Source organism: Aeribacillus sp. FSL K6-1121, assembly GCF_038003725.1.
Classification (GTDB): Bacteria; Bacillota; Bacilli; order Bacillales; family Aeribacillaceae; genus Aeribacillus; species Aeribacillus composti.
In genome coordinates, this window is record NZ_JBBOPS010000001.1 from 1,335,182 (window position 1) to 1,357,121 (window position 21,940).

Genomic DNA, 21,940 nt, shown 5'->3' on the forward strand with positions numbered 1-21,940 from the left:
ATGGGTGTTATAGTGAAAGTCGCACAGTTGCTTAGAGCGGGTGGAGATGCGGTATTTGATGCGGCAAGACATTTTAACATAATAGACGCAGCTACTGCCAGAACGTTTAAAAATAATAGTAAAAAATCGGAAATTGGTTAACCCAATTTGAAAATGCTGGTTCAGATGCAGCTGCTATGGTTAGAACAAGACTTCCAGTTTACTTAAAAAAGAATACTAGAATGAGTAAAACTACCGCTGAGAACATTGCAATAGCTGTAAGCTGGGCTATTCGTATGGCAGATGCCTTATTCTTTTAGGAGAGATACTTGTGGGGATTTTAGCTGTAAGTGAATGGATGAAAAAATGGTTTACATGAAGATGATATACATTTTATCGAAACAATTTTGACTTTTGCTTCAACATTATAAAACCCAGTGGCTGAGAGTGAAGAATCAATAACAAAGTCAATAATAAAATAAATAGCCTTTTCACTGAAAGAAAGGTGAAAATTAATAGAAAGGGCACTTATCAAGATTTTAAAAATGTATTAAATGAAAATAAAATATTCATAAACCTAAGTGAATTATTGAGTAGATACCATTCTCAAGGAATTTGCAAGGATTTATGTGAAAAATTACTTAAAGAATACAATGATAATAAAAATGTGTAATTTTAGTTATTTCGGTTGTAGTCATATAATAACTATTCGAGTGCTCTTCGTAAAGAAACTTATGCTTTAATGTTTGTCCATTATAATTTATATTGTCTAATTAAGGAAAAAGCCTAATTTCTCATCATTTAAAATGAGAGAATTAGGCTTTTTATTTCGGAATTTACTTAGTGTTCTCAATCTGCATTTTCCTACAGCAACCCTAAGTAGAAGCAAGGAATGATTGGAATCAGCAAAAAACTTATTTCTTTGAAACGTAGCAGCATATCTTAATTGAAATAAAAAGTCCGCTCAAAATTATCAGATGCACATAACAACCCAAATATTAGGAAAAGATAAAAGCATCATCAGATCTAATAGGAGGAACTTTTTTATGAAAGAAGCCGTTAGTAAAAATGAACTTCCTAAGCTTTCGAAACCGTTTTGGCCAGATTCTGTTCAGCTGCCCTCCTTCAACAAGCTTGACAAAGATATTTTTGTTGATGTAGCGATTGTAGGCGGCGGGATCACAGGCATCACAAGCGCCTATCTGCTTGCGAAAGAAGGAATCAAAACCGCGCTGATCGAATCGGATCGTATTTTAAATGGTACGACCGGGCATACAACCGCAAAAGTCACCGCACAACACGGGCTGATTTATGATGAATTTATACAGCACTTTGGGGAAAGCAATGCAAAGCTATATTATGAAGCAGCCAGCGATGCAATGGAGTTTATCAAACAAACGATACAGGAGCACAACATCGAATGCGATTGGAAAGAAGAGGATGCATATGTTTATACGAATTCAGAGCAATACATAAAAAAAATCGAAAACGAATATAAAGCATATGAAAAGCTTGGAATTCAAGGAGAGCTTGTGGAAAACATCCCTGTTCCCGTACAGGCAAAAACAGCAGTTGTGATGAAAAATCAAGCCCAATTTCATCCGTTAAAATATTTGCAAAAGCTTGTGGAAAACGCGTCGGAAAAAGGGATAGACATCTATGAGAATACAGCAGCTGTCGATATAAAACATGGCCCACACCCGAAAATTTTGACAAAAGACGGTTATCACATTTTGTGCAACTATGTATTCATTTGTTCGCATTTTCCTTTCTATGATGCCGCCTTTTATTTTTCAAGAATGTATGCGGAAAGATCGTATATTATTGCTGTCAAAACAAAAATTGAGTATCCCGGCGGCATGTACATCAGCGCCGAAAATCCGGTTCGGTCGCTTCGGTCCGTCACGATCAACGGAGAAAAGCTTGTGCTGATCGCAGGTGAAAATCATAAAACTGGACAAGGAATCCCGATGATTCAGCATTACGAGTCCCTTCAAGCTTTTGGCGATCAAGCATTCGGCATACAAAAAATTCCTTACCGATGGTCTACTCAAGACTTAACAACGTTGGATAAAATTCCTTATATTGGACATATAAACGAACAGAAAGCAAATATCCTGTTTGCGACAGGGTTTCGAAAATGGGGAATGACAAACGGCACAGCCGCCGCACGACTGCTTGTCGATATAATTAAAGGGAAGGAAAACCGATATCGCGAGCTTTTTACCCCAGCAAGATTTCAAGCAGATCCAAGCGTGAAGCAGTTTATTTCAACAAATACAGATGTTGCAAAGCATTTGATTGAAGGAAAGCTTGAGTTTGCTCTAAGAAAGCCGGAAGATTTAGCCCCTGATGAAGGAGCAGTCGTTTCCTATAACGGAAAAAGAGCCGGTGCCTACAAAGATGAAAATGGCAGCCTCCACATCGTAGATACTACCTGCACCCATTTAGGCTGTGAATTAGAATGGAACAGCGGCGAGAAAACATGGGATTGTCCATGCCATGGTTCGAGATTTTCAATAGACGGCGATGTTGTAGAAGGTCCGGCACTCAAATCAATTAAGAAATTAAAGGAGTGACTGCATCGCTTCCAAGTCCAAAAAATGAAAAATAAAAGGGAGAAAGACTTGTTGAACAAAAACAATCCTTTCTCCCCTTTTTTATTGAAACGTCTGTTCTTCAATCAAAATTCTGCCATAAGGAGAACTACGACAGGATTTGCTTAATTTCCTCGAGCACATCTTCCGTTAATTCCACATCAATTGCTTTGACGTTTTCTTCGACTTGCTCCGGCTTGGTGGATCCGATCAGAGCGCTGGCAACATTCGGCTGCCGCAATACCCAAGCAATCGCCAATTGGGAAAGTTTAATTCCTAATTTATCCGCCACTTTTCCTAATTTTTCTACCTTCAATAAATTTTCATCTGTCAGCAAATCATTGATATATTTATTTGCTTTTGGATCACTCGCACGGCTTCCTTCCGGGATGTCTCCATTGCGCTTATATTTCCCCGTCAGAACACCTTGTGCAAGCGGCGAAAAAACAATTTGGCTAATACCGTTATGTTCGCAGACTGGAATAATCTCCTTCTCAATATAACGGTTCAGCATATTATATTGCGGCTGGTTGACCACGATGCGGTCCAGCAAATATCGATCTGCTGTGCCAAGAGCTTCTTGTATTTGCTGAGCAGTCCATTCACTGACGCCGACATATAACACTTTTCCTTGCCGGACAAGATCATCAATTGTGCGCAGCGTTTCATCGACCGGTGTTTCCGGATCATAGCGGTGGCAGTAATAAATGTCAACGTAATCTAATTGAAGGCGTTTTAAACTGGCATGGAGCTGTTCAAACACATGCTTCCGCGATAAGCCTTTGTCATTGGGGCCATCTCCCATCGGCCAAAATACTTTCGTTGCCAAAACATATGATTCACGCGGATATTTCCGCAATGCTTCACCGACGACCTTTTCCGCTTCCCCAGTTGCATAAACGTTCGCTGTATCAAATGAATTGATGCCTAGCTCATACGCTTTGTCAATCGTCCGAATGGCCGTTTCTTTTTCGATGGAGTTTCCGTATGTAAGCCAGCTTCCCAAACTGATTTCGCTAACCTTTAGCCCCGTTCTTCCCAATTTGCGATATTTCATTTATTCATCCCCTTTTTTCAAAAAATAGCAAAAAAATTCATTCAAGACTCATTATAATACTAAACATTTCGAATCTGAAAGCAATTTGTTTGAAGGGGACAAAAATCTATCATTTTTCCGCATGTGAAAAAGTTCTCTAGTTTTCATAAAACTTGCGCTGCCGATCAGTCAGCGTCATGGTAGCGAACCACTTCTTCATAAAAAATTTTTTGCGAGTTAATGACTGGCTCGTTTTCCGACCGTTCAACATAATGATAATCGCCGTTTGCGTCCTGAAAACGCGCTTTGACGTTGTCCTTAAGTTGTATGTCCAAGATGTTTTTCAAACGCTCTTTTAAACGGACATCATAAATCGGAAAAAGAATTTCAACACGTTTAATCATGTTTCTTGTCATCCAGTCAGCAGAGGATAAGAAAATTTTCTCCTCCCCAAAATGGTGAAAGTAAAAAATACGGCTATGCTCCAAAAAGCGGCCGACGATGCTTCGCACTTGAATGTTTTCGCTCACGCCTTTTATTTGCGGTCGCAAACAGCAAATTCCCCTTACGATCAAGTCAATTTTGACTCCAGCCTGCGAAGCTTCATAAAGCTTCATGATGATCGTTTTATCTGTTAAAGAATTCATTTTGGCAATAATCCGGCCTTTGCCGCTTTTCTGGTGCCATTCGATTTCTTGATTGATGAGTTTGATAAAGGTCTCCCGCATATCATATGGCGATACAGAAAAATGATTCCAATCCGGTTTTTCCGCATAACCGCTCAAATAATTAAAAAAGTTGGTTGCATCGATCCCGAATGTTTCTTCGCTTGTAAAAAAGCCAATATCCGTATACAGTTTCGCCGTGACGTCATTGTAATTTCCCGTGCTCAAATGAACGAAGCGTTGAATTTTACCCGTTCCTTCTTCCTGCCGGACGACAAGGGTAATTTTGCTGTGCGTTTTTAAATGGTGAAAGCCGTAAATAACGTGAACTCCGTGCTGTTCAAGCATTTTTGCCCAATGGATGTTGTTCTCTTCATCAAATCTTGCCTTTAATTCGACTAAAACCGTCACCTGCTTCCCGTTTTCCGCAGCTTTTGCCAATGCTTGAACGATCGGCGAATTTCCGCTTACACGATACAACGTCTGCTTGATTGCCAACACTTGAGGGTCATCCGCTGCACTTTCAATAAATTCAACAACAGGCTGAAATGATTCGTACGGATGGTGTAATAATAAGTCCCGTTTTAATATAGCTTCGAACAAATTTCCGTTCGGCAAGTCGAGCGGAGGTGGTGGAATGAACGAATCATGAACAAGGTGCTCAAAATCGGTCAGCAAATGAGTATAAAATGGAAATAAAAACGTTAAATCGATGGGGCCGTCCACTTCATAAACATCCATTTTTTGAATTTCCAGCACATCCATTAAATAATTTAAAACACGTTCATCTATCGTTCCTTTTTGAATTTCAAGCCTGACCGCCGCACCCCACTTCCGCTTTTTCAGCTCCTTCTCAATCACTTCCAGCAAATCCCGCGCCCCTTCTTCATCAATGGTCAGATCTGCATTTCTCGTAATGCGAAACGGTGAGACCGAAATGATGTTGTAACCGAGAAACAGTTTGTAAATAAAACTGCTGATCAAATCCTCAAGAAATACAAACTGCCTCTTTCCATCTTGATTCGGCACTTCAATGAATCGAGGCAAAACAGCAGGAACTTGAACGATCGCAAAAAAAGGGTTTTTCCGCTCTTTTTTCTTATATTGAAGCAATACGGCCAAGTTCAACGATTTATTTAAAAGCATTGGAAACGGTCTGTACGCATCGATCGCAAGAGGCGTCAAAACCGGGAAAATTTGCTCATCAAACTTTTGTTCCAAAAAGCGGAATTGTTCGCCAGTTAATTCATTAAGCTTGAGAAATTCAATCCCTTCCTCTTTTAATTCCCCCTGTACATATTCATTAAATATTGCATATTGGCGTTTGACCAATGTGTGGCATTTCGCCGAAATGGCGTTAAGCTGCTGCTTTGGCGTCATGCCGGCTTTATTTTCCGGTAAATTAAAACCAGCTTTTTCTTGATCTTTTAAACCAGCAACCCTCACCATGAAGAACTCATCTAAGTTCGAGCTGAATATAGCTAAAAACTTCATCCGCTCAAGCAAAGGATTTTCAAAGTCAATGGCCTCTTGCATGACACGCTCATTAAATGCAAGCCAGCTTAATTCCCGGTTATTATAAAATTCTGGACGGCTTATATCTGGAATCAATTGTTCTTTCTTATCTTGCATAATTTCGCCCACCTTTTACCTTTCGTATGTCCATTAGACGAGTGTAAATGATAATTCGACTTGGCAGTTAAAAGCGCGTTCCATATGCTTTTTTTGCTTATTTGCTTCCTGCTCTTCAAAAGTATAATCACTGTTGCAGGCTAAAGATATTTCCATCTTTTCCCCCTCCTTTTTGTTCACCTCCAGCTCGGAAATGATTGAACGGTGTGTCGTGTTGAGGGAATAAAGGAATTTCAAAATCGCGCCTAATCGCTCCAGCGATAAAATTTCTTCTTCCGTTAATAATGATTTGTAAGGAGAGATATATTTCATCAAAGTTTTTTTGGACTTAAAGGAAGCGACGCATGCGAGTTTCAACCGCATTTTATGACTGATTCCGTCAAGCGATCGATTTGTCAAAATATAAAACGTATGCTGACTGCTTGAATGATGATCGATAAATTCCCCGAATTGAACCAGCTTTGTGCTTTTAAACAAAATTTCTTTTTCCTCTTGAGTAAAAGATATAATTTTCTTTGCCTCACATTCACTGACAAATACGTAAGCAAGACGAAGGAGAAATGATGTATTCTTCAAGTTGATTTTATAATCACTTGCCAGCTTGGAAAATGTTTCGTCCGCTACTTGAGAAAAAGACCGGACGTTTAAGTTGGAAAACACCTCCTCAAAAAAGACCCCTTCCCTTAAGCCTTTGCTGCTCATTGTAAAAAATGGAGCTGATACGATTTCCGTCAGCGTATAAATTGCTTCAATTGCAGGAATGATGATATCCGCGCGTTCCTTCGACAGTCCATCTAATTTTTGACGCTCCGAGACAGTCATTCCGATCAGCCATTGATTTATTTTTTTAATTTCATTCGGTTCCATTTCATATTGATGAATACCAAATAACGGGTAATTGGTTTTATTTTGATGAAGCCGTATTAGATTTCTGGCGCTGCCGCCTATCCCGATTACCGGAACATTTTTGTTTTTAAGCCATTTTTGCGAAGAAAATTCATTTCGCAAAAACGCTGTCAGCTCTTTCATTTCCGATTCTTTCGGTTCGCTGTTGGCAATAAACCTTTTCTTTAATGTGAGGGCCCCAAACGGAAAACTGTATGAATGGACGAGCTCCCGATTTTTAAAATACGCAACTTCCGTGCTTGCTCCGCCTATATCAATGGTTATGCCTTCAGTTAAATATACGGAATGTATAACAGCTAAGTAGCCGTAATAGGCTTCTTCTTGGCCGGAAAGGACGCGAAAATCGAAATTCGTCTCTCTTTTTATAGCCTCTAAGACCATTTTCCGGTTTTTGGCAGATCTAATAGCTGCCGTTGCAACCCCTTTCGTTTCTGCCACTTGATGAAATTGAACGATTGGAACAAATTTTTTTAAAGAATCGATGACAACCTCGATCCCCTCGTTGGACAAATTTCCTTCGGCGTCAATATACGTAGCTAAACGGGCATTGATCTTAAAATTGTAAAGCTCTTTATATTGTCCATTTTGATCAATATGAAAAATAACGAGGCGAATGGAGTTCGATCCTAAATCTATTATGCCGATTTTTTTCTCTGTCATTTTTCCCATCCTTTTATGAAATCCAATGAAGAAAGTATGTTATTTTTTACTTATATCGTACTATTTTTCCAGTCTATTTAAAAGATTTGAATAGATATAAATAAGCAGTCAACATCCAAAAGACATTAAAACCGCAAAGCCTCCGATTGCTGGAAGCTGACTTCCATTTTTAAAGTCAGTTCTTCAAATGAATTTTGTGAAAGCTGTCGTTTTACAAAAACGAAAATTCCGAAGATTCATTTTCTTTTTTTAAAAAATGTGCTATATTTGTTCCAGAAGTAAAAAAATGGTTTCCTAACCATTTAAGCTTCGACAAGGAGAGGCGGTCAATTATAGCAAGATCGCTTTGAGATTTGGGAGAAATGAATAGGCTTTAAGAAATGAACAATGTTATTGTCTCAGCAATTGCCCAATAACAAAATTTGTGAAAGCGATCGATCATCCCGATATTCATTTTTCCCTGTTTGCATTAAAAGTAAAGCGTTTTCGAAAACTTTTGAAGGAGGTATATTTGATGGAGTTTAGACCAGGATTAGAAAACGTAGTGGCAGCTGAGACAACGATTTCGTTTCTCGATGTAGAAAATGAAGAAATTGTCATTCGAGGATACGATTTAATTGAACTTGCCGAAACAAAATCATATGTCGAGGTTGCGTTTTTGCTGCTTGAAGGCAAGCTTCCGTCTGAACAAGAAAGAGCTAGATTTGAAAACGAGCTTCTAGCGAAAAGAGAGCTTCCAGACGTGCTTTACGACGTATTTTCCAAACTGCCGAAGACAACTCATCCAATGGACGCCCTGAGAACAGGCATTTCCATTTTAGCAGGATTTGACCCGCTCATTGATGACAGATCTGAACAGGCCAATAAAACGAAATCTATCAATCTTCTAGGACAGATGCCATCCATTCTTGCCAGCAGTTATCATCTACTCAATCAACAAGAAGTCATTCCACCAGATGAAAATCTCTCCTACAGTGCAAATTTTTTATATATGATTACAGGAAAAAAACCGACTGAACTTGAAACGAAAATATTCGACCGCTCGCTCATCGCTTATATCGAACATGAAATGCCAAACTCTACATTTGCCGCTCGCGTCATATCGTCTACACATGCAGATTTGTATGGCGCTCTCGCCGGTGCGGTTTCCTCATTGAAAGGACACCTGCATGGCGGAGCCAATGAAGCGGTGATGTATTTAATTGAAGAAGCAGGTACAAAGGAAAATTTTGAACGATTGATTAAACAAAAATTAGCAAATAAAGAACGGATCATGGGATTTGGCCATCGCGTCTATATGAAAAAAATGGATCCAAGAGCATTGCTTATGAAAAAAGCATTGCAGCAGCTGTCCGAACAACGGGGCGATTTTCGATTGCTTGAAATATGCGAAGCCGGGGAAACCATTATGAGAGAGGAAAAAGGATTGTATCCGAACCTCGATTATTATGCGGCTCCTGTCTATTACATGCTTGGCATTCCGATTGATTTATATACTCCTATTTTCTTCAGCGCTCGAACAGCAGGCCTGTGCGCCCATGTGATCGAACAGCATAATAACAACCGTTTGTTCCGTCCGCGCGTGAAATATACAGGAAAACGCTCTTTGAAAGTACAACAGTAATGGATAGCTTAGGAGGTTGTAAAAATGGCAGAAGTACTAGTAAAAAATAATGAAAATCGACAAACAGACAAACTGCTTGAAGAAATTGCCGATTATGTTCTAAATAAAGAAATTCAAAGTAAAGAAGCGTTTGAAACCGCCCGCTATGTGTTGTTAGACACGCTGGGCTGCGGCATACTTGCTCTTCGCTACCCTGAATGCACAAAGCTTTTAGGTCCGATCGTTCCGGGGACGATTGTTCCAAACGGGTGCCGCGTCCCTGGCACTTCATATGTATTAGACCCCGTGCACGGTGCATTTAACATCGGCTGCATGATTCGCTGGCTCGATTATAATGACACTTGGCTTGCAGCGGAATGGGGTCACCCTTCTGATAACTTAGGGGGAATTTTAGCTGCGGCCGACTACATAAGCCGAACGAATGTGGCAGAAGGGAAAAAGCCGCTCAATATGAGGACAGTTCTTGAAGCGATCATAAAAGCCCACGAAATTCAAGGGGTGCTGGCACTTGAAAACAGCCTGAACAGAGTCGGGCTTGACCACGTGCTGTTCGTAAAGGTTGCTTCAACTGCTGTCGTTACGAAGCTTCTTGGCGGGGGAAAAGATGAAATCATCAACGCCCTTTCCAATGCCTGGATTGACAATTCAAGTCTTCGGACATATCGACATGCTCCAAATACTGGTTCTCGCAAGTCGTGGGCGGCTGGCGATGCAACAAGCCGCGCTGTACGTCTTGCATTTATGGCCATAAAAGGTGAAATGGGATATCCTTCTGCCCTATCGGCTCCGAACTGGGGATTTGAAGACGTGCTGTTCCGAGGACAGAAACTGAAGCTCGCCCGTCCTTTGGAATCATACGTAATCGAGAATATTTTATTTAAAATATCATATCCAGCAGAGTTTCATGGGCAAACAGCTGCTGAATGCGCCATTGAGCTTCATCCTGAAGTAAAAGATCGCCTTGATGAGATCGAAGAAATCACGATCACGACGCATGAATCAGCCATTCGCATCATCGACAAAACGGGACCTCTTCTCAACCCGGCTGATCGTGATCATTGCCTTCAATATATTACTGCCATCGGTCTTATTTATGGCGATTTAACAGCAGATCATTACGAAGATGAAATCGCACAAGACCCTAGAATCGATGCGCTTCGTGAAAAAATGACAGTTGTGGAAAATAAACAGTTCAGCAAAGATTATCTCGATCCGGACAAACGGTCAATTGCAAACGCAGTTCAAATACGGTTTAAAGACGGAACGGAAACGCGCCAAGTTGTGCGGGAATATCCAATCGGCCACAGATTCCGCCGTCAAGAAGGTCTGCCTAAGCTGATCCAAAAATATGAAAACAATTTGGCAACACGGTTCCCAAACAAGCAGCTCAAGCAAATCTTAGACGTTTCGCTTGACCAGAACGTGCTGGAAGAGTCGTTTGTACATGAGTTTGTAAACTTATTTGTTATATAAATCCGGGGCAGATCACACGTTGTTTTGCATCAGATGCATGTTACTTTGGCGCAATTTCATTGTTTGGCAAGAAAAAACATGTTATAAACCTTGTAAGAACATTTGAGATAACTATATCGAGCTGGTGTGGCAATCGGCCACACCGAAAAATGTTCTGTAAAGCGAAAATTTTTTGGGCAGTCAAAAAGAACGAAAGAATCGATTTTGTACCAAATGACGGAAGTTAACAGACAAAAGATCAGGGTACAAAACAGACCGTAAGCGAAGCGTGGATACAGGGCGGCACCCTCGAGTAGACTTGACGAGGGCAGCGCTCGTTTAATGAAAAACGCGGCTTGCCTCTAGAAACGTAATTAATGGTTCTGTAAAGCTAAGATGAAATGACAGAAAAGAAGGTGATTCCATGGTTTGGATCGTTGAAAAAGAATCGACACAAGAGGAGTTGGCCGATCGGTTTCGAACGTTAATGAACGCACCGGAAATCCTTCAAATTCCTGGAGCCCATGATGGAATGGCTGCACTTATAGCGAGAAAAGCAGGATTTCAAGCGCTTTATTTGTCAGGCGCCGCCTATACCGCGAGCCAAGGGCTTCCTGACTTGGGCATCGTCTCGTCAGAAGAGGTTGCCCGCCGGGCGCGGGAAATCGTGCGGGCGGCTGATCTGCCGCTTCTCGTTGACATTGATACCGGTTTCGGCGGTGTTTTGAATGCCGCCCGAACAGCTAAAGAAATGGCAGAAGCACGAGTAGCTGCTGTCCAAATCGAAGATCAAGATCTTCCGAAAAAATGCGGACATTTAAACGGCAAAAAGCTTGTGTCTGTAGAGGAGATGATGCAAAAAATTAAAGCTATTAAACAGGCAGCGCCGACTCTTGTCGTTGTTGCCAGAACGGATGCCTATGCAGTTGAAGGAATTGAAAGCGCCATTGAACGCGCCAAAAGATATGTTGAAGCGGGAGCAGACGCTATTTTTCCTGAGGCTCTTTCAACAAAAGAAGACTTTTTAAAGGTGAGCCGGGCAATTTCAGCTCCTCTTCTCGCAAACATGACAGAGTTTGGAAAAACTCCTTACTATACAGCAGAAGAATTTTCGGAACTCGGCTATTCAATGGTGATTTATCCTGTTTCATCTCTTCGCGCCGCCGCTAAAGCGTATGAACGCCTATTCCAAACCATTAAATCGTCTGGAACTCAAAAAAGCGAGCTCGAGAATATGCAAACTCGCAAGGAACTTTATGAAGTGATTCATTACGATGATTTCGAAGCGCTCGACCAAACGATTGCAAAAACAGTATTGCCTGAAGATTAACCATCCACGGGGTTTGCCCCGTGGATGAAAAAGTATTTACCGGAAAAAATAGTAGCTGCTCACATTTCTGATTCATAAAACTTTTTAATCCCACAATCCTTTTTTCGTGTCCTTCCATTCCCATTGCTCCAAAATCGTTGTTGTTCTTGAACCCCATCCTTCCAATGCTTCATTAGCAAACTCTCTCTGTATATAAAAGTACTGTCTGTTATGCTCGCTTAAATAAATCTCGCCCGTTCTCGTCTGCTCTACATTTTCATAATGAAAGGAACGGAGAGACCAATCAGGTATATTTCTTTTCTCTTCTTCTTCCGCTGATAAAACTTTATAAGAAACATTTCCCAGCAATTCATCTGTAATGTAATTTTCCGCCTCTCCTAAAGATGTCCCTTTTGGAAAAAACATGACATCAACTTCCCCATATTTTTCATTCACCGCTATCAGCTTTGCTCCGATCAAATTTTTTTCTTCAATATATTCTGCCTGCCAACGATCCGGAATATATGTGGTAAAAGGTAGTTGCTTTATGTTTACGAGGTGATACAGCTCCTTTTCTTCCATTCCTTCCAATGAAATTGTCATTTCGATCGATTCAGGTCGGTTGATATCTCCTTTTTCTTCTTCCTTTTCTGCATTTTGAGATTGTTGGGGAGACATTAGTATGCTTTGTTGATCTGAATGCTGGCCGCCTTCTTTCGTCTCATTTGTTTGAAAAGGAGGAAAAATCATTAGAAGGATGCATACAGCTGCTGCGGCCGCAAATGAGAATACAAGCTGAAGCTTGCTAGCGGCTTTTTTCCTTCTCTCTTTATTTCTAGCTAATTCAATTCCGGCTAAAGCTTTTTGAAAACTTTTTTCTTTAAATTCATCTGTCGGTTCTATATAAAAGTGATGAAAAAGCTGTTTTATTGACTCTTCACGCTTTTCGCTATTCGGCGGTACGAGTTGTTTTTTCATGATCATTCACCTCGCTTTTTAAATGGGCTGACAATTTCTTTTTAGCCCTTGTTTGCAGCGATTTAACCGCCATAACCGTTTTCGACATTACCTTGGCTGTTTCTTTTATAGACATTCCTTCAAAAAATCTTAAATAAAGGACCGTCTTTTCATCCGGGGACAATTTTTCCATACTGGCTATGATCTGTTCTCTGAGCGAATATTCCAGAATATTTTGTTCTACTAAATGTTTATCCTGTTTATGCCCTAAGTCCTCGGGGCTTAAATAGACTGTGTTATTTTCTTTTTTATACTTGCGATGGTAATCGATAACAACCCGCCTTCCAATTGTAAACAGCCAAGTTTTAAAGCTTGATCTTCCTTGAAAGTTCGCTAAATGAACCGCCATTTTATACATGACATCTTGAGCAATTTCTTCTGACCGATGATAATCCCCCGTCTGCATATATGCATAGCGGAGCACTTGGCCAATGTAGCGGTCATGAAGCTCACGGAAGGCTGAATCGTCCCCCTCTAAAGCCTTTTGAACCAAATCTTCATCTCGCATGCCGAGGTGCACCTCTCTTTCTCGTACAATCAATTAGACGAAATGCTGGAGAAAAAGTATCGAATCATCAGATTCTAGTTGCAGAAATAGATTGGAGGAATTCCCATTTTCTCACAAAAAGCAAGAACTCAAATTTTGGAGCTTTTTAGATGGCAAAGTTTTGTAAAATAAGCCAACGATCTGCCCTGCATCAGTGGATCGTTGGCTTATTATATGGGAAGTAGCTGAAATGTAAGACGCTTTCTCCACAGAAGCTCAACCTTTGAAAATAGTAATCTAAAAACAACGATCATTGAAATTTTAATGATCTCTCTTGCATTTCTAATTTATATACAAGCCGATTTTCCAACCCCTTCTTTTGGTAGATGTTCCTAAATGGATTGTAAGCGTTTCATCAATGAATCCCGAAAGCTTTCCGATAGTTCGTCCACACGAAGAATTTGTTCAATTCCTTCTTTATTTGTTTTATCATGAAACATGATTTGATTCGCAAAAGAAACCGTTATGTTTAGCGGATGTTTTTCAATGAGCTGCAAGCTTGATTGTGTCTCCACCCAGCCTTCTTTCAGCACCCGAAAATAAAAACCGGTATAACCAGTATTTTGAACACGAAGCGGCAAGTCATTCACCCTGTGCTTTTTGGCAATCTTATGGCATGGCTGCCGAGGCTGGCTAACTTGCACAACCGCTTCCCCTAATTGGAACGTATCACCGATGCAAACTTCTGTTTCCAACAAGCCTTTTACTGTCAAATTTTCACCAAATGCCGCCACATCCAGCTTTCTTTCAAGCTCATGCTCCCAATAGGCATAATGATCATACGGATAAACGCATACCGCTTTATCTCTACCGCCATGATGAACAAGATCTGCCTGACCATCGCCTGAAAAATTAAGAAATGACAAAAAAACCGGTCCATCAACAGGCTGCTTTTGAATTCCAGTGACGAATTCTTTGCCGTTATATATGAAATTTTTCGGTTTTCCTACATTTATAGAAATAATTTCATAAGTTTTTGCTTCCATTTTGATCAACTCCATTAATTCTTTAAGATCTTCCAACTTCGTTTGGGAGCAGCAATAGATTATCGTTAAGCGGCAAGTCTGCAGTTTGTATGATTTTCAAAAAATCATACAGGATAAAAAAATCTATTCCAGTGCTGTAACCTCCTAAAATGGTTAAAAAGCTGAATTGGGAACAACAAAACAAAAACTAGCATAGTTTATAGTGAGCTTTTTTATTGTCTACTAGATAGATGCGCTCTTTTTGAAGAAACTTCCATTTTGTCTATTTTTTATTCATAATAAACTCGTTGATGAGACGCTTCACTTTTTCAGCAGATTGTTGAAATAACTCTTTTTCCTTTTGTTCGATTTCCCATTCAAGGATGCTTTGGATGCCTGTATGATTCACTGTTAGAGGTACACCTAAACTAATGCCAGAAACGTCATATTCTCCGTTTAATACCGCAGAACCGATTGCTGTCGACGTTTTTGGTTGAAGCAGCTGATCAATCAGCCTTTCCATACCGACGGCAGACGTCCACCCGGTTGTTCGGTTTATGCCTAGGTCATTGAAGTTTCGAAACCAATTTGTCAGCTTTTCTTTAACTTGAATTTTCTGATCTTCTGATAAAAGCAGCGGCTTATAGTTTACTTTGACTTGGCTGAAAAGCGGAACTTGTGTTTCTCCGTGCTCACCTATAACAGGGCTTGATACTTTATCATTCTCGTGTAGCTTTAGAACTCGGCGAAGCGCCCATTCAAACCTGTAGGAGTCATTCATGGTGTATCCGATTAATTTTTTCTTATCAAATTGAAACGTATGAACTAAATAGTAATTCAGAACATCGACTGGATTGGAAGCGGTGATAATCAAAGCGTTTGGGGCATGTTTTGCGACGGCTTCTCCGATTTGACGAAACAATTGCAAGTTTCCTTCTAAAAACTCATCTCTAGAAGAAATATCGGTTCGGTTTGGGATGCCTGCCGTAATGATGACGATATTAGAGTGCTTTAAATCGTGAAAAGTCCCTTTATAAATCGTTTTGGACGGATAAGCATTTTCCATATCCATTAAATGATTGAGCAGCAGCTTTTCATTTTGATCGATGAGACAAATTTCATCGATCGCTTTTTTCCCTGCTAATTTGAAAGCGATGGCGGCTCCAAGAGTTCCTGCTCCGCCAATGATCGTAATTTTGCACATTTTCTTTTCCCCCTTTGCAGCCGTTAAGATTCTACTCCACGTCAAACAGGCAGCATGACCCGTTTTGACATTGAATACACAAATTTCCCCGTCTTGTCAATGGATCATCTCTGAAAAAGTGCACCGTTTTAAAACAAGCTCGTCTCTTTTTGACTAAAATCACAAAGTCAGGCACTACTGATTTTGAATACCACGGACGATATTATGGTATTTTCCGCAAAAGTCGAATTAAATCTTGAATTTCTTCTTCTGTAAATGCGTTGAATTTGGAACGCATATATTGAATCAAGTCCTGTTGAACCGCTATGATGGTTTCTTCTCCTTTTTTTGTTAAAGAGATTTGGACAATTCGGCGGTCCTTCTTTGATCTATTCCGTTCGATGTAGCCTTTTTCGATTAGCTGATCAGTAATACCTGTGAGGAAACTGGGAGATATATCAGATTCTTGGGAAATGGTAGATAGTTTTTGAGGGCCGTTTTTCAGCAAAAACTTCATAATAAAAAATTCATTTCTTGACAAGCCATATTTTTTCCCCATTGTATAAAAATTTCGCAAATCACGAAAAATCCTTATAAATTCGTTCTCTAATTCCGTCATGGAGGAGGATGTCGGATTCATAATATTACTTTCCCTTCCTTTCACATATATAAAGGGTGTCCTCTGCCGGACATCCCCGTTTCATTCATTATATCTTTGTTTATAACTCTTGGGAAGATGCTTCGGTTTTAACTTTTGCTGCTTCGAACGAGCTTTCCTGGAGCGTTTTCTTTGGTGTTTTTAAGAAAAAGGAAAGAACTAGCGCGATGAATGCCAAAACGGTCGCAATGTAAAATGCATCGTTGATCCCTTCGATGGTTGATTGCTGCAATGCCTGCCCTAAAAGTGCCTGAGCACCAATAGTTTGACCAGCATGTGCAGAAAGTCCGGCTGATTGAGCCATACTGCTGCCAAGTGCTTGCAGCTGATTCATCAACATTGGATCAGTTTTTGACACAAGATTCGTATAATCTGATAAATGATTTGTTGATTGCTGTGTCATAACCGTTACTAATAATGCGGTTCCAATAGATCCAGCCACTTGGCGTATCGTATTCGACATGGCTGTACCGTGGGAAATCATCTTTAATGGCAGCTGATTCATACCGGCAGTCATGATCGGCATCATGATCAATGACATTCCGAAAGACCGCAGCATATATATTCCTAATAAGGTTGTGTAGGGCGTATCGGCCGTCAGCTGCGTGAATTCATATGTTCCATATGTTGTAATGGCCAAACCGACAATTGCTAATCCTCTTACACCATATCGATCGAAAATTTTTCCTGCTATCGGCCCCATTAATCCCATGATCATTGCTCCTGGAAGCAATAATAAACCCGATTCAATCGGTGTAAAACCGCGAATATTTTGTAAATAAATCGGGAGAAGCAGCATTCCTCCAAATAATGCCATAGTAACAATCGAGTTGATAATTAATGTGAACGTAAAGAGGTTGTACTTAAATACTCTTAGTTCAAGCAGAGGTTTTTCCACATTCAATTGTCTTACGGCAAAGAAAATTAAAAAAACAACTCCGACCATTAAGCTGATGATAACTTCCGCGCTTGACCATCCTTTGCTTCCAGCCTCGCTAAACCCGTATAAAATGCCGCCGAATCCAATACTTGAATAAACAATCCCTTGGATATCAAACGTCGGGCGAGTTAATTCTTTTTCTAAACGGAACCAAATAAAGGCGAAAAAGATATCAATTAAACCGATCAAAGCCATCGCGTAGAACAAAAAATGCCAATCATAATTTTGCACAACCCATCCTGAGAGTGTCGGACCAATTGCAGGAGCCAGAATCATGGCAATCCCCATCGTCCCCATGGCTGTTCCTCTTTTTTCAGGAGGAAAAACAGTCAAAAAAATGTTCATGCCAAGCGGCATTAAAATTCCTGCACCAATCGCCTGAATAATTCTGCCAATCATCACCAATGGAAATGTTGCTGATACGGCACAAACGAGCGATCCAATTGTAAACGAGATCATCGCTGTAATAAACAGCTTGCGAAAACCGAAATTTTCAACTAAAAATGCGCTGATCGGTATTAAAATTCCGTTTGCAAGCATAAAGCCTGTCATCAGCCATTGTGCTGTTGTCGCATTGACATTTAAATCCGTCATCATGACCGGAAGCGCTACATTTAAAATTGTTTGGTTCAAAATCGCAATGAACATTCCAAACATTAAAACGAACAGCACTTTTCCAACCGGCACTTCCTTATCAAGTGCTTCCTCTTTTTTTGTATGCCAGTTTTTCTTTCTGACAAGGAAAACATTCATGACGATCAGCACAATCAGAGTGAAAAACGTATAACTGATGATAAACGGCATGCTTCCACCTCCTTCAGTTTATATGGTTAAATCATTTATTTATGGATGCGTACTTTTGCATTCATTCCCGGCATAATTCCTAGCCCTTTTGCATCCGCAATAGATATTTTCACAGGAATCACCTGTGTTACTTTCGTATAGTTTGCGTCCGCATTTTCACTTGGAAGCAATGAGAAGACGCTAGCTGTTGCTTTTCCGATTTGCTCTACTTTTCCCGAAAGTTTAGACTCGCTGTACCCGTCGATGTAAATATCAACATCTTGACCAACTTTTACATCCCCAATAGTGGTTTCTTTAATATTGGCAGTGATCCATAAATGATCGAAATCATATGCATATGCCAAAGGGGTACCAGCTGCCACAAATGAATTTTCTACCGCATTTGTTTGGACAATCGTTCCGGACTGGGGCATTTGAATGCTGACAGGTTCATCCTCCCCAGGTACGGCTAATTTTCCAATGACTTTATCTTTCTGAAATTGTGCTCCAACCTTTCCATCAAATTTTGTCAAGACTCCGGAAGCAGGGGCGGCGATCACTAATTGCTGTCCGTCCACTTTTGCGTAATCTGTTTTAATATAGTTGACCGACTCATTGTAATAATAGAATCCGGCAAAACCTCCTAAAACCAAAACAACGAGAACAACAATATTTAATATGACCAACTTTTTCACATTCATTTTTTATCCCCCTTACAAAAAAAATATTCATTAAATAAATATTTCATTTTGTGAAATATTTATAAACTGCATTATTTATCATATGACAATCGTTTATCCGAGTCAATGTTTTTCGTGTACCGAAATATATATATAAAAATGACCCAGACAGTACAATGGACTGTTTGGGTCATTTTGTCCAAAAAGCATAATCATGTTCCATTCGATTTTTGATAAAAAACTGCTGAAAACATTCATGAAAGTCCAAGACAAACGAACGAAATCTCAAAAAGAAAACGGTTTAAATAAATCACATTGTAAAAATGCTGCATGAATAGGAAAAGAGCAGCTATGATAAAAGCGATTCCCAGCCCAAGATTTATTTTTCCAACTAGTGTAAAATTTTTTATTTCAATTCCTCCAAACAATCACGTTTTCAAATAAACGTTACATGACAGGCGAATTTAAACTTGAAATATCGACTTTTTGTTTCCCTACTTTTAAGAATACCATAGTCATATCATCTTTTTGCGGAACGCCTTCTGTAAATTTATGAATCGATTCCAGCACTTTTTTTTCAATCTCCCCAGCATTTTTATCCTGATTTTGTTTTAACGTTTCGATCAGCCGTGCCAATGTAAATTGCTCGCCGCGTTTATTCTGCGCCTCAATGATTCCGTCTGTATAAAAGAAAATTGAATCATGTTCAAATAATTGGATCGATTCTTCATGGTAAATTTGATTAGGAAGACCGCCAATCATAATCCCTTTCACTTTTGGAAGCTCATGTACCGCATCGCCTCTTATAAACAGCGGAAGATGATGGCCGGCATTTGCATATGTAAACGTTCCCGACAGCGGATCCCAATCGGCACAGAAAACGGTAACAAAAGATTTTAACTTTCTCAAATCATTGTATAACGCTTTGTTCATTGCAGTCAGCGTCTTTCCGGGGCTTTGCGTGCTTTCAGCGGCTGTCCGAAAGGCGCCGCGCGTTAAGATCATGAGCATCGCAGCAGGAATCCCTTTTCCCATCACATCCCCAATAACGATGCGCACTTTTCCGTTGACAAGCGGATAAAAGTCGTAATAATCCCCGCCAATTAATCGGGCAGGTATAGAATAGCCAAATACCTCTCCCCCTTCGATCAATGGAGCATGCCCGTTCAACAACGTTGTTTGTATCGTCCGTGCCAAGTTTATTTCCCTTTGCAGCAATTGTTCTTTTCTCTTAACATCTTCTATCGTATAGGAAGATTGCTGATACGTTAAAAAGTCTCTTTGCATCAAACAACCTCCCCTTGAATCGATTTTAAAATTTCGTATAATCCAACTGTTTCAAATAAATGGTTTGTGAAGTCATTCATACCTTTAAAAACTAATTTAATGTTTTTTTCTTGAGATAAATAAATTAAATCGATGATTTCACCAATGCCGGATGAATCAATGAATTCCAAATAGCTAAAATCAATCGTCAATACTTGAAAATTGCCGATTTCATTAAAATGACCATGAAACACATGAGCCGTTGAAATATCTAAAACTCCTTTAATGTATAATGTGAGGTTTTGTTCTTGAATTTCCTTTTGAACCGTAAGACCCATACATACCCTCCTTGGCAGAAAAACTGAGCAATTCATTTTCACCTTTATGTGTTTCATGATTCTTGAACTTTAAATTTATTTATTTTATTTTCTAAATCCTTTGAAAGGTTGTCTAATTGAATAATAATTTCATTCAATTGCTGTATCGCATCAAAAGAAGATAAATTCATTTCCGTAACTTTTTTGACATTTTGTTTCATCAAATCATTCAGTTTTATGAGTTGATGACTTGATTGAATAATAAAATTAGAGACATGATGGAATTCAAGATGATTCGCTTCTTTTAGTTTTTCAAATTGTTGATTGATATTTTCATAGTTTTGTCGTATTTCTTTCACCTCTAATTCTATTTCATGAAAAATTTCCCGCGATTCCTTCGTCATGGTTGTTGAAACTTCGTCCATGACATGAAAGTAAGAGTGCACTGTCTCTGATAAAACGTTTGAAACGAGCCTTAATGTTTCAATATCGTTTTTAATATCGACAATTAATTGGCTGATGCGGTCAGTCATTTCATTTAAATGGGCAGCAATATCACCGAATTCATTTTTCTGATCGACATGAATTTCTTCGGTCAAATCGCCTGCTGCAATTTTATTAATATAACGGTGAATAGTAGGGATCGGAGTTAAATATTTTTTCGTAATGACCTGCAAAACGAAAAATATAATGACAAAGGCAGCAACAAATGACAGGACAAACAAAAAAATGATATTATGAAAAAACTTTGTGCCAGCGCTTAAGTCGGTGACAATCGTAATAACCCTGTCATTTGGAATTGGCAGATAATATTTCCGATAGTTTTCCCCGAGTTTCACCGACTCCATTTGATTTTCTTTCAAAACTTTTTGAATATAAAAATGATCTTTTTCATGCTTATATGAATTTTTTCCATATAATATCGGCGCATCTCTTTCCGGTTCAATAATATCTCGATTTTCGCTCCGAAGCAGTACATTGGCATTTATAACCGCAATTTCTTCTATTTCACTTTCTTTAAATTTTAAAATGGAATGAATAAGCGCTTCAGGATCCGAATGCTTCGTTGCATGATAAATTTCAGAATCAAGAATATACGGATTAATCATAAATTCAGTTGTTCCGTCATAATAATAGGCATATTTAAAATATTTGTTTTCCCAGTCTGATTTGGAGATCGGACCAACCCAATAATGTTCTTGATAATAACCTTTTCCTACTGTTACAGGCTTACCTGACATCAGTTGTTGAAAAGCATCATACCAATACCCCCACTCTTTTGTGCTTAAACCAATTTCATTGGGGTCTGAAGATTGGGCAATGATTATATCATCATTTCTTCTTACCAATAAAGAAATATTGTACACATCATATTTATTGCGCAATGCAATTAAATCTTGCTGAGTCACTTCCTCGATCGTTTTCCCGCGCAATTCTTTTGCAATCTCTTTTGAAATTAAGTGCAGCTTTTCGTCAATTAAACGTTCAACCGTTTTTTTGGAATTTTCGCTGATTTCTATCGCGCTTTTTAAAATGCTTGCTGTTCGTAACACATCATTTTTATGAAAATGATCAAATTCTTTCTCCATCTGCCTGACAAAAATAAAGATGAAAATAGAACAAATAATAATCGGAATAAGCGCAATCATTGTAATAATTTGACCAATGATCGTTTTATTCTTTAAGAAATTCATCCGCATTCACTCCGAACGAAAGGATCAAGT

Annotated in this window: 18 protein-coding genes; 5 read left to right on the forward strand and 13 right to left on the reverse strand. The window is 39.4% G+C overall.

The genetic code is table 11. The features are described 5' to 3' along the window. Positions 1-12: 12 nt before the first annotated feature. On the forward strand, positions 13-141 hold the full coding sequence (locus NSQ61_RS06645) for a hypothetical protein (protein ID WP_277986809.1): 129 nt from the start codon (positions 13-15) through the stop codon (positions 139-141). A gap of 884 nt (positions 142-1,025) precedes the next feature. After that, a complete protein-coding gene (locus NSQ61_RS06650) occupies positions 1,026-2,558 on the forward strand; it encodes an FAD-dependent oxidoreductase (protein WP_340806433.1) in 1,533 nt (510 codons plus the stop codon). 127 nt (positions 2,559-2,685) lie between these two features. Here the strand turns inward: NSQ61_RS06650 and NSQ61_RS06655 are convergent, their stop codons facing one another. The 3 genes from NSQ61_RS06655 to ppx form a co-directional block, all read right to left on the reverse strand. Continuing rightward, positions 2,686-3,633: an aldo/keto reductase family protein gene (locus tag NSQ61_RS06655; protein WP_340806435.1), complete on the reverse strand. Its 948-nt coding sequence runs from the start codon at positions 3,631-3,633 to the stop codon at positions 2,686-2,688. Between the two features lie 164 nt (positions 3,634-3,797). Then, entirely contained in the window at positions 3,798-5,909 is a 2,112-nt protein-coding gene (locus NSQ61_RS06660) for an RNA degradosome polyphosphate kinase (RefSeq protein WP_066246664.1), read from the reverse strand. 33 nt (positions 5,910-5,942) lie between these two features. Continuing rightward, positions 5,943-7,475, reverse strand: a complete 1,533-nt coding sequence (gene ppx / locus NSQ61_RS06665; protein ID WP_063389556.1) for an exopolyphosphatase — start codon at positions 7,473-7,475, stop codon at positions 5,943-5,945. Between the two features lie 514 nt (positions 7,476-7,989). Between ppx and mmgD the strand changes: the two genes are divergently transcribed. The 3 genes from mmgD to prpB all read left to right on the forward strand — a co-directional run bounded on the left by mmgD (position 7,990) and on the right by prpB (position 11,881). Then, entirely contained in the window at positions 7,990-9,099 is a 1,110-nt protein-coding gene (gene mmgD, locus NSQ61_RS06670; protein ID WP_063389557.1) for a citrate synthase, read from the forward strand. A gap of 24 nt (positions 9,100-9,123) precedes the next feature. Further along, positions 9,124-10,572: a bifunctional 2-methylcitrate dehydratase/aconitate hydratase gene (locus NSQ61_RS06675; protein ID WP_340806437.1), complete on the forward strand. Its 1,449-nt coding sequence runs from the start codon at positions 9,124-9,126 to the stop codon at positions 10,570-10,572. Between the two features lie 403 nt (positions 10,573-10,975). Further along, entirely contained in the window at positions 10,976-11,881 is a 906-nt protein-coding gene (gene prpB / locus NSQ61_RS06680) for a methylisocitrate lyase (protein ID WP_066246659.1), read from the forward strand. An 84-nt stretch (positions 11,882-11,965) separates the two neighbouring features. Here prpB and NSQ61_RS06685 read toward each other — a convergent pair whose 3' ends face one another. From NSQ61_RS06685 to NSQ61_RS06730, 10 genes are all read right to left on the reverse strand, one after another. Further along, complete coding sequence (locus NSQ61_RS06685; protein WP_066246656.1) at positions 11,966-12,838, reverse strand: hypothetical protein; 873 nt, start codon at positions 12,836-12,838, stop codon at positions 11,966-11,968. Then, a complete protein-coding gene (locus NSQ61_RS06690; protein WP_339199836.1) occupies positions 12,810-13,385 on the reverse strand; it encodes an RNA polymerase sigma factor in 576 nt (191 codons plus the stop codon). The genes NSQ61_RS06685 and NSQ61_RS06690 overlap by 29 nt, the downstream gene beginning before the upstream one ends. Positions 13,386-13,756: 371 nt before the next feature. After that, positions 13,757-14,410 (reverse strand): MOSC domain-containing protein, encoded by a 654-nt coding sequence (locus NSQ61_RS06695; RefSeq protein ID WP_066246655.1) that lies wholly within the window; start codon positions 14,408-14,410, stop codon positions 13,757-13,759. A 262-nt stretch (positions 14,411-14,672) separates the two neighbouring features. After that, positions 14,673-15,593 carry a malate dehydrogenase gene (locus tag NSQ61_RS06700; RefSeq protein ID WP_094245712.1) on the reverse strand — a complete coding sequence of 307 codons (921 nt, stop codon included), beginning with the start codon at positions 15,591-15,593 and terminating at the stop codon, positions 14,673-14,675. Positions 15,594-15,795: 202 nt separating this feature from the next. Then, on the reverse strand, positions 15,796-16,212 hold the full coding sequence (locus NSQ61_RS06705; protein WP_082829330.1) for a MarR family winged helix-turn-helix transcriptional regulator: 417 nt from the start codon (positions 16,210-16,212) through the stop codon (positions 15,796-15,798). A gap of 79 nt (positions 16,213-16,291) precedes the next feature. Continuing rightward, complete coding sequence (locus NSQ61_RS06710; RefSeq protein ID WP_375338809.1) at positions 16,292-17,923, reverse strand: DHA2 family efflux MFS transporter permease subunit; 1,632 nt, start codon at positions 17,921-17,923, stop codon at positions 16,292-16,294. A gap of 86 nt (positions 17,924-18,009) precedes the next feature. Then, positions 18,010-18,654 carry an HlyD family secretion protein gene (locus NSQ61_RS06715; protein WP_340806439.1) on the reverse strand — a complete coding sequence of 215 codons (645 nt, stop codon included), beginning with the start codon at positions 18,652-18,654 and terminating at the stop codon, positions 18,010-18,012. Between the two features lie 426 nt (positions 18,655-19,080). Beyond that, positions 19,081-19,920: a PP2C family protein-serine/threonine phosphatase gene (locus tag NSQ61_RS06720; protein ID WP_340806443.1), complete on the reverse strand. Its 840-nt coding sequence runs from the start codon at positions 19,918-19,920 to the stop codon at positions 19,081-19,083. Continuing rightward, positions 19,920-20,237 carry an STAS domain-containing protein gene (locus tag NSQ61_RS06725; RefSeq protein WP_066246649.1) on the reverse strand — a complete coding sequence of 106 codons (318 nt, stop codon included), beginning with the start codon at positions 20,235-20,237 and terminating at the stop codon, positions 19,920-19,922. Before NSQ61_RS06725 ends, NSQ61_RS06720 begins: the two co-directional genes overlap by 1 nt. 53 nt (positions 20,238-20,290) lie before the next feature. Next, positions 20,291-21,910, reverse strand: a complete 1,620-nt coding sequence (locus tag NSQ61_RS06730; protein ID WP_340806444.1) for a methyl-accepting chemotaxis protein — start codon at positions 21,908-21,910, stop codon at positions 20,291-20,293. Between the last annotated feature and the right edge of the window lie 30 nt (positions 21,911-21,940).

Excerpts from the sequence above, each read along its gene's own strand:
- NSQ61_RS06715 (WP_340806439.1), bottom strand. The coding sequence starts at position 18,654 with ATGAATGTGAAAAAGTTGGTCATATTAAATATTGTTGTTCTCGTTGTT.
- NSQ61_RS06675 (WP_340806437.1), top strand. The coding sequence starts at position 9,124 with ATGGCAGAAGTACTAGTAAAAAATAATGAAAATCGACAAACAGACAAA.
- NSQ61_RS06655 (WP_340806435.1), bottom strand. The coding sequence starts at position 3,633 with ATGAAATATCGCAAATTGGGAAGAACGGGGCTAAAGGTTAGCGAAATC.
- NSQ61_RS06685 (WP_066246656.1), bottom strand. The coding sequence starts at position 12,838 with ATGAAAAAACAACTCGTACCGCCGAATAGCGAAAAGCGTGAAGAGTCA.
- NSQ61_RS06725 (WP_066246649.1), bottom strand. The coding sequence starts at position 20,237 with ATGGGTCTTACGGTTCAAAAGGAAATTCAAGAACAAAACCTCACATTA.
- NSQ61_RS06730 (WP_340806444.1), bottom strand. The coding sequence starts at position 21,910 with ATGAATTTCTTAAAGAATAAAACGATCATTGGTCAAATTATTACAATG.
- NSQ61_RS06650 (WP_340806433.1), top strand. The coding sequence starts at position 1,026 with ATGAAAGAAGCCGTTAGTAAAAATGAACTTCCTAAGCTTTCGAAACCG.
- NSQ61_RS06690 (WP_339199836.1), bottom strand. The coding sequence starts at position 13,385 with ATGCGAGATGAAGATTTGGTTCAAAAGGCTTTAGAGGGGGACGATTCA.
- NSQ61_RS06720 (WP_340806443.1), bottom strand. The coding sequence starts at position 19,920 with ATGCAAAGAGACTTTTTAACGTATCAGCAATCTTCCTATACGATAGAA.
- NSQ61_RS06660 (WP_066246664.1), bottom strand. The coding sequence starts at position 5,909 with ATGCAAGATAAGAAAGAACAATTGATTCCAGATATAAGCCGTCCAGAA.
- mmgD (WP_063389557.1), top strand. The coding sequence starts at position 7,990 with ATGGAGTTTAGACCAGGATTAGAAAACGTAGTGGCAGCTGAGACAACG.
- NSQ61_RS06705 (WP_082829330.1), bottom strand. The coding sequence starts at position 16,212 with ATGAATCCGACATCCTCCTCCATGACGGAATTAGAGAACGAATTTATA.
- NSQ61_RS06695 (WP_066246655.1), bottom strand. The coding sequence starts at position 14,410 with ATGGAAGCAAAAACTTATGAAATTATTTCTATAAATGTAGGAAAACCG.
- ppx (WP_063389556.1), bottom strand. The coding sequence starts at position 7,475 with ATGACAGAGAAAAAAATCGGCATAATAGATTTAGGATCGAACTCCATT.
- NSQ61_RS06710 (WP_375338809.1), bottom strand. The coding sequence starts at position 17,923 with ATGAATGTTTTCCTTGTCAGAAAGAAAAACTGGCATACAAAAAAAGAG.
- NSQ61_RS06700 (WP_094245712.1), bottom strand. The coding sequence starts at position 15,593 with ATGTGCAAAATTACGATCATTGGCGGAGCAGGAACTCTTGGAGCCGCC.
- prpB (WP_066246659.1), top strand. The coding sequence starts at position 10,976 with ATGGTTTGGATCGTTGAAAAAGAATCGACACAAGAGGAGTTGGCCGAT.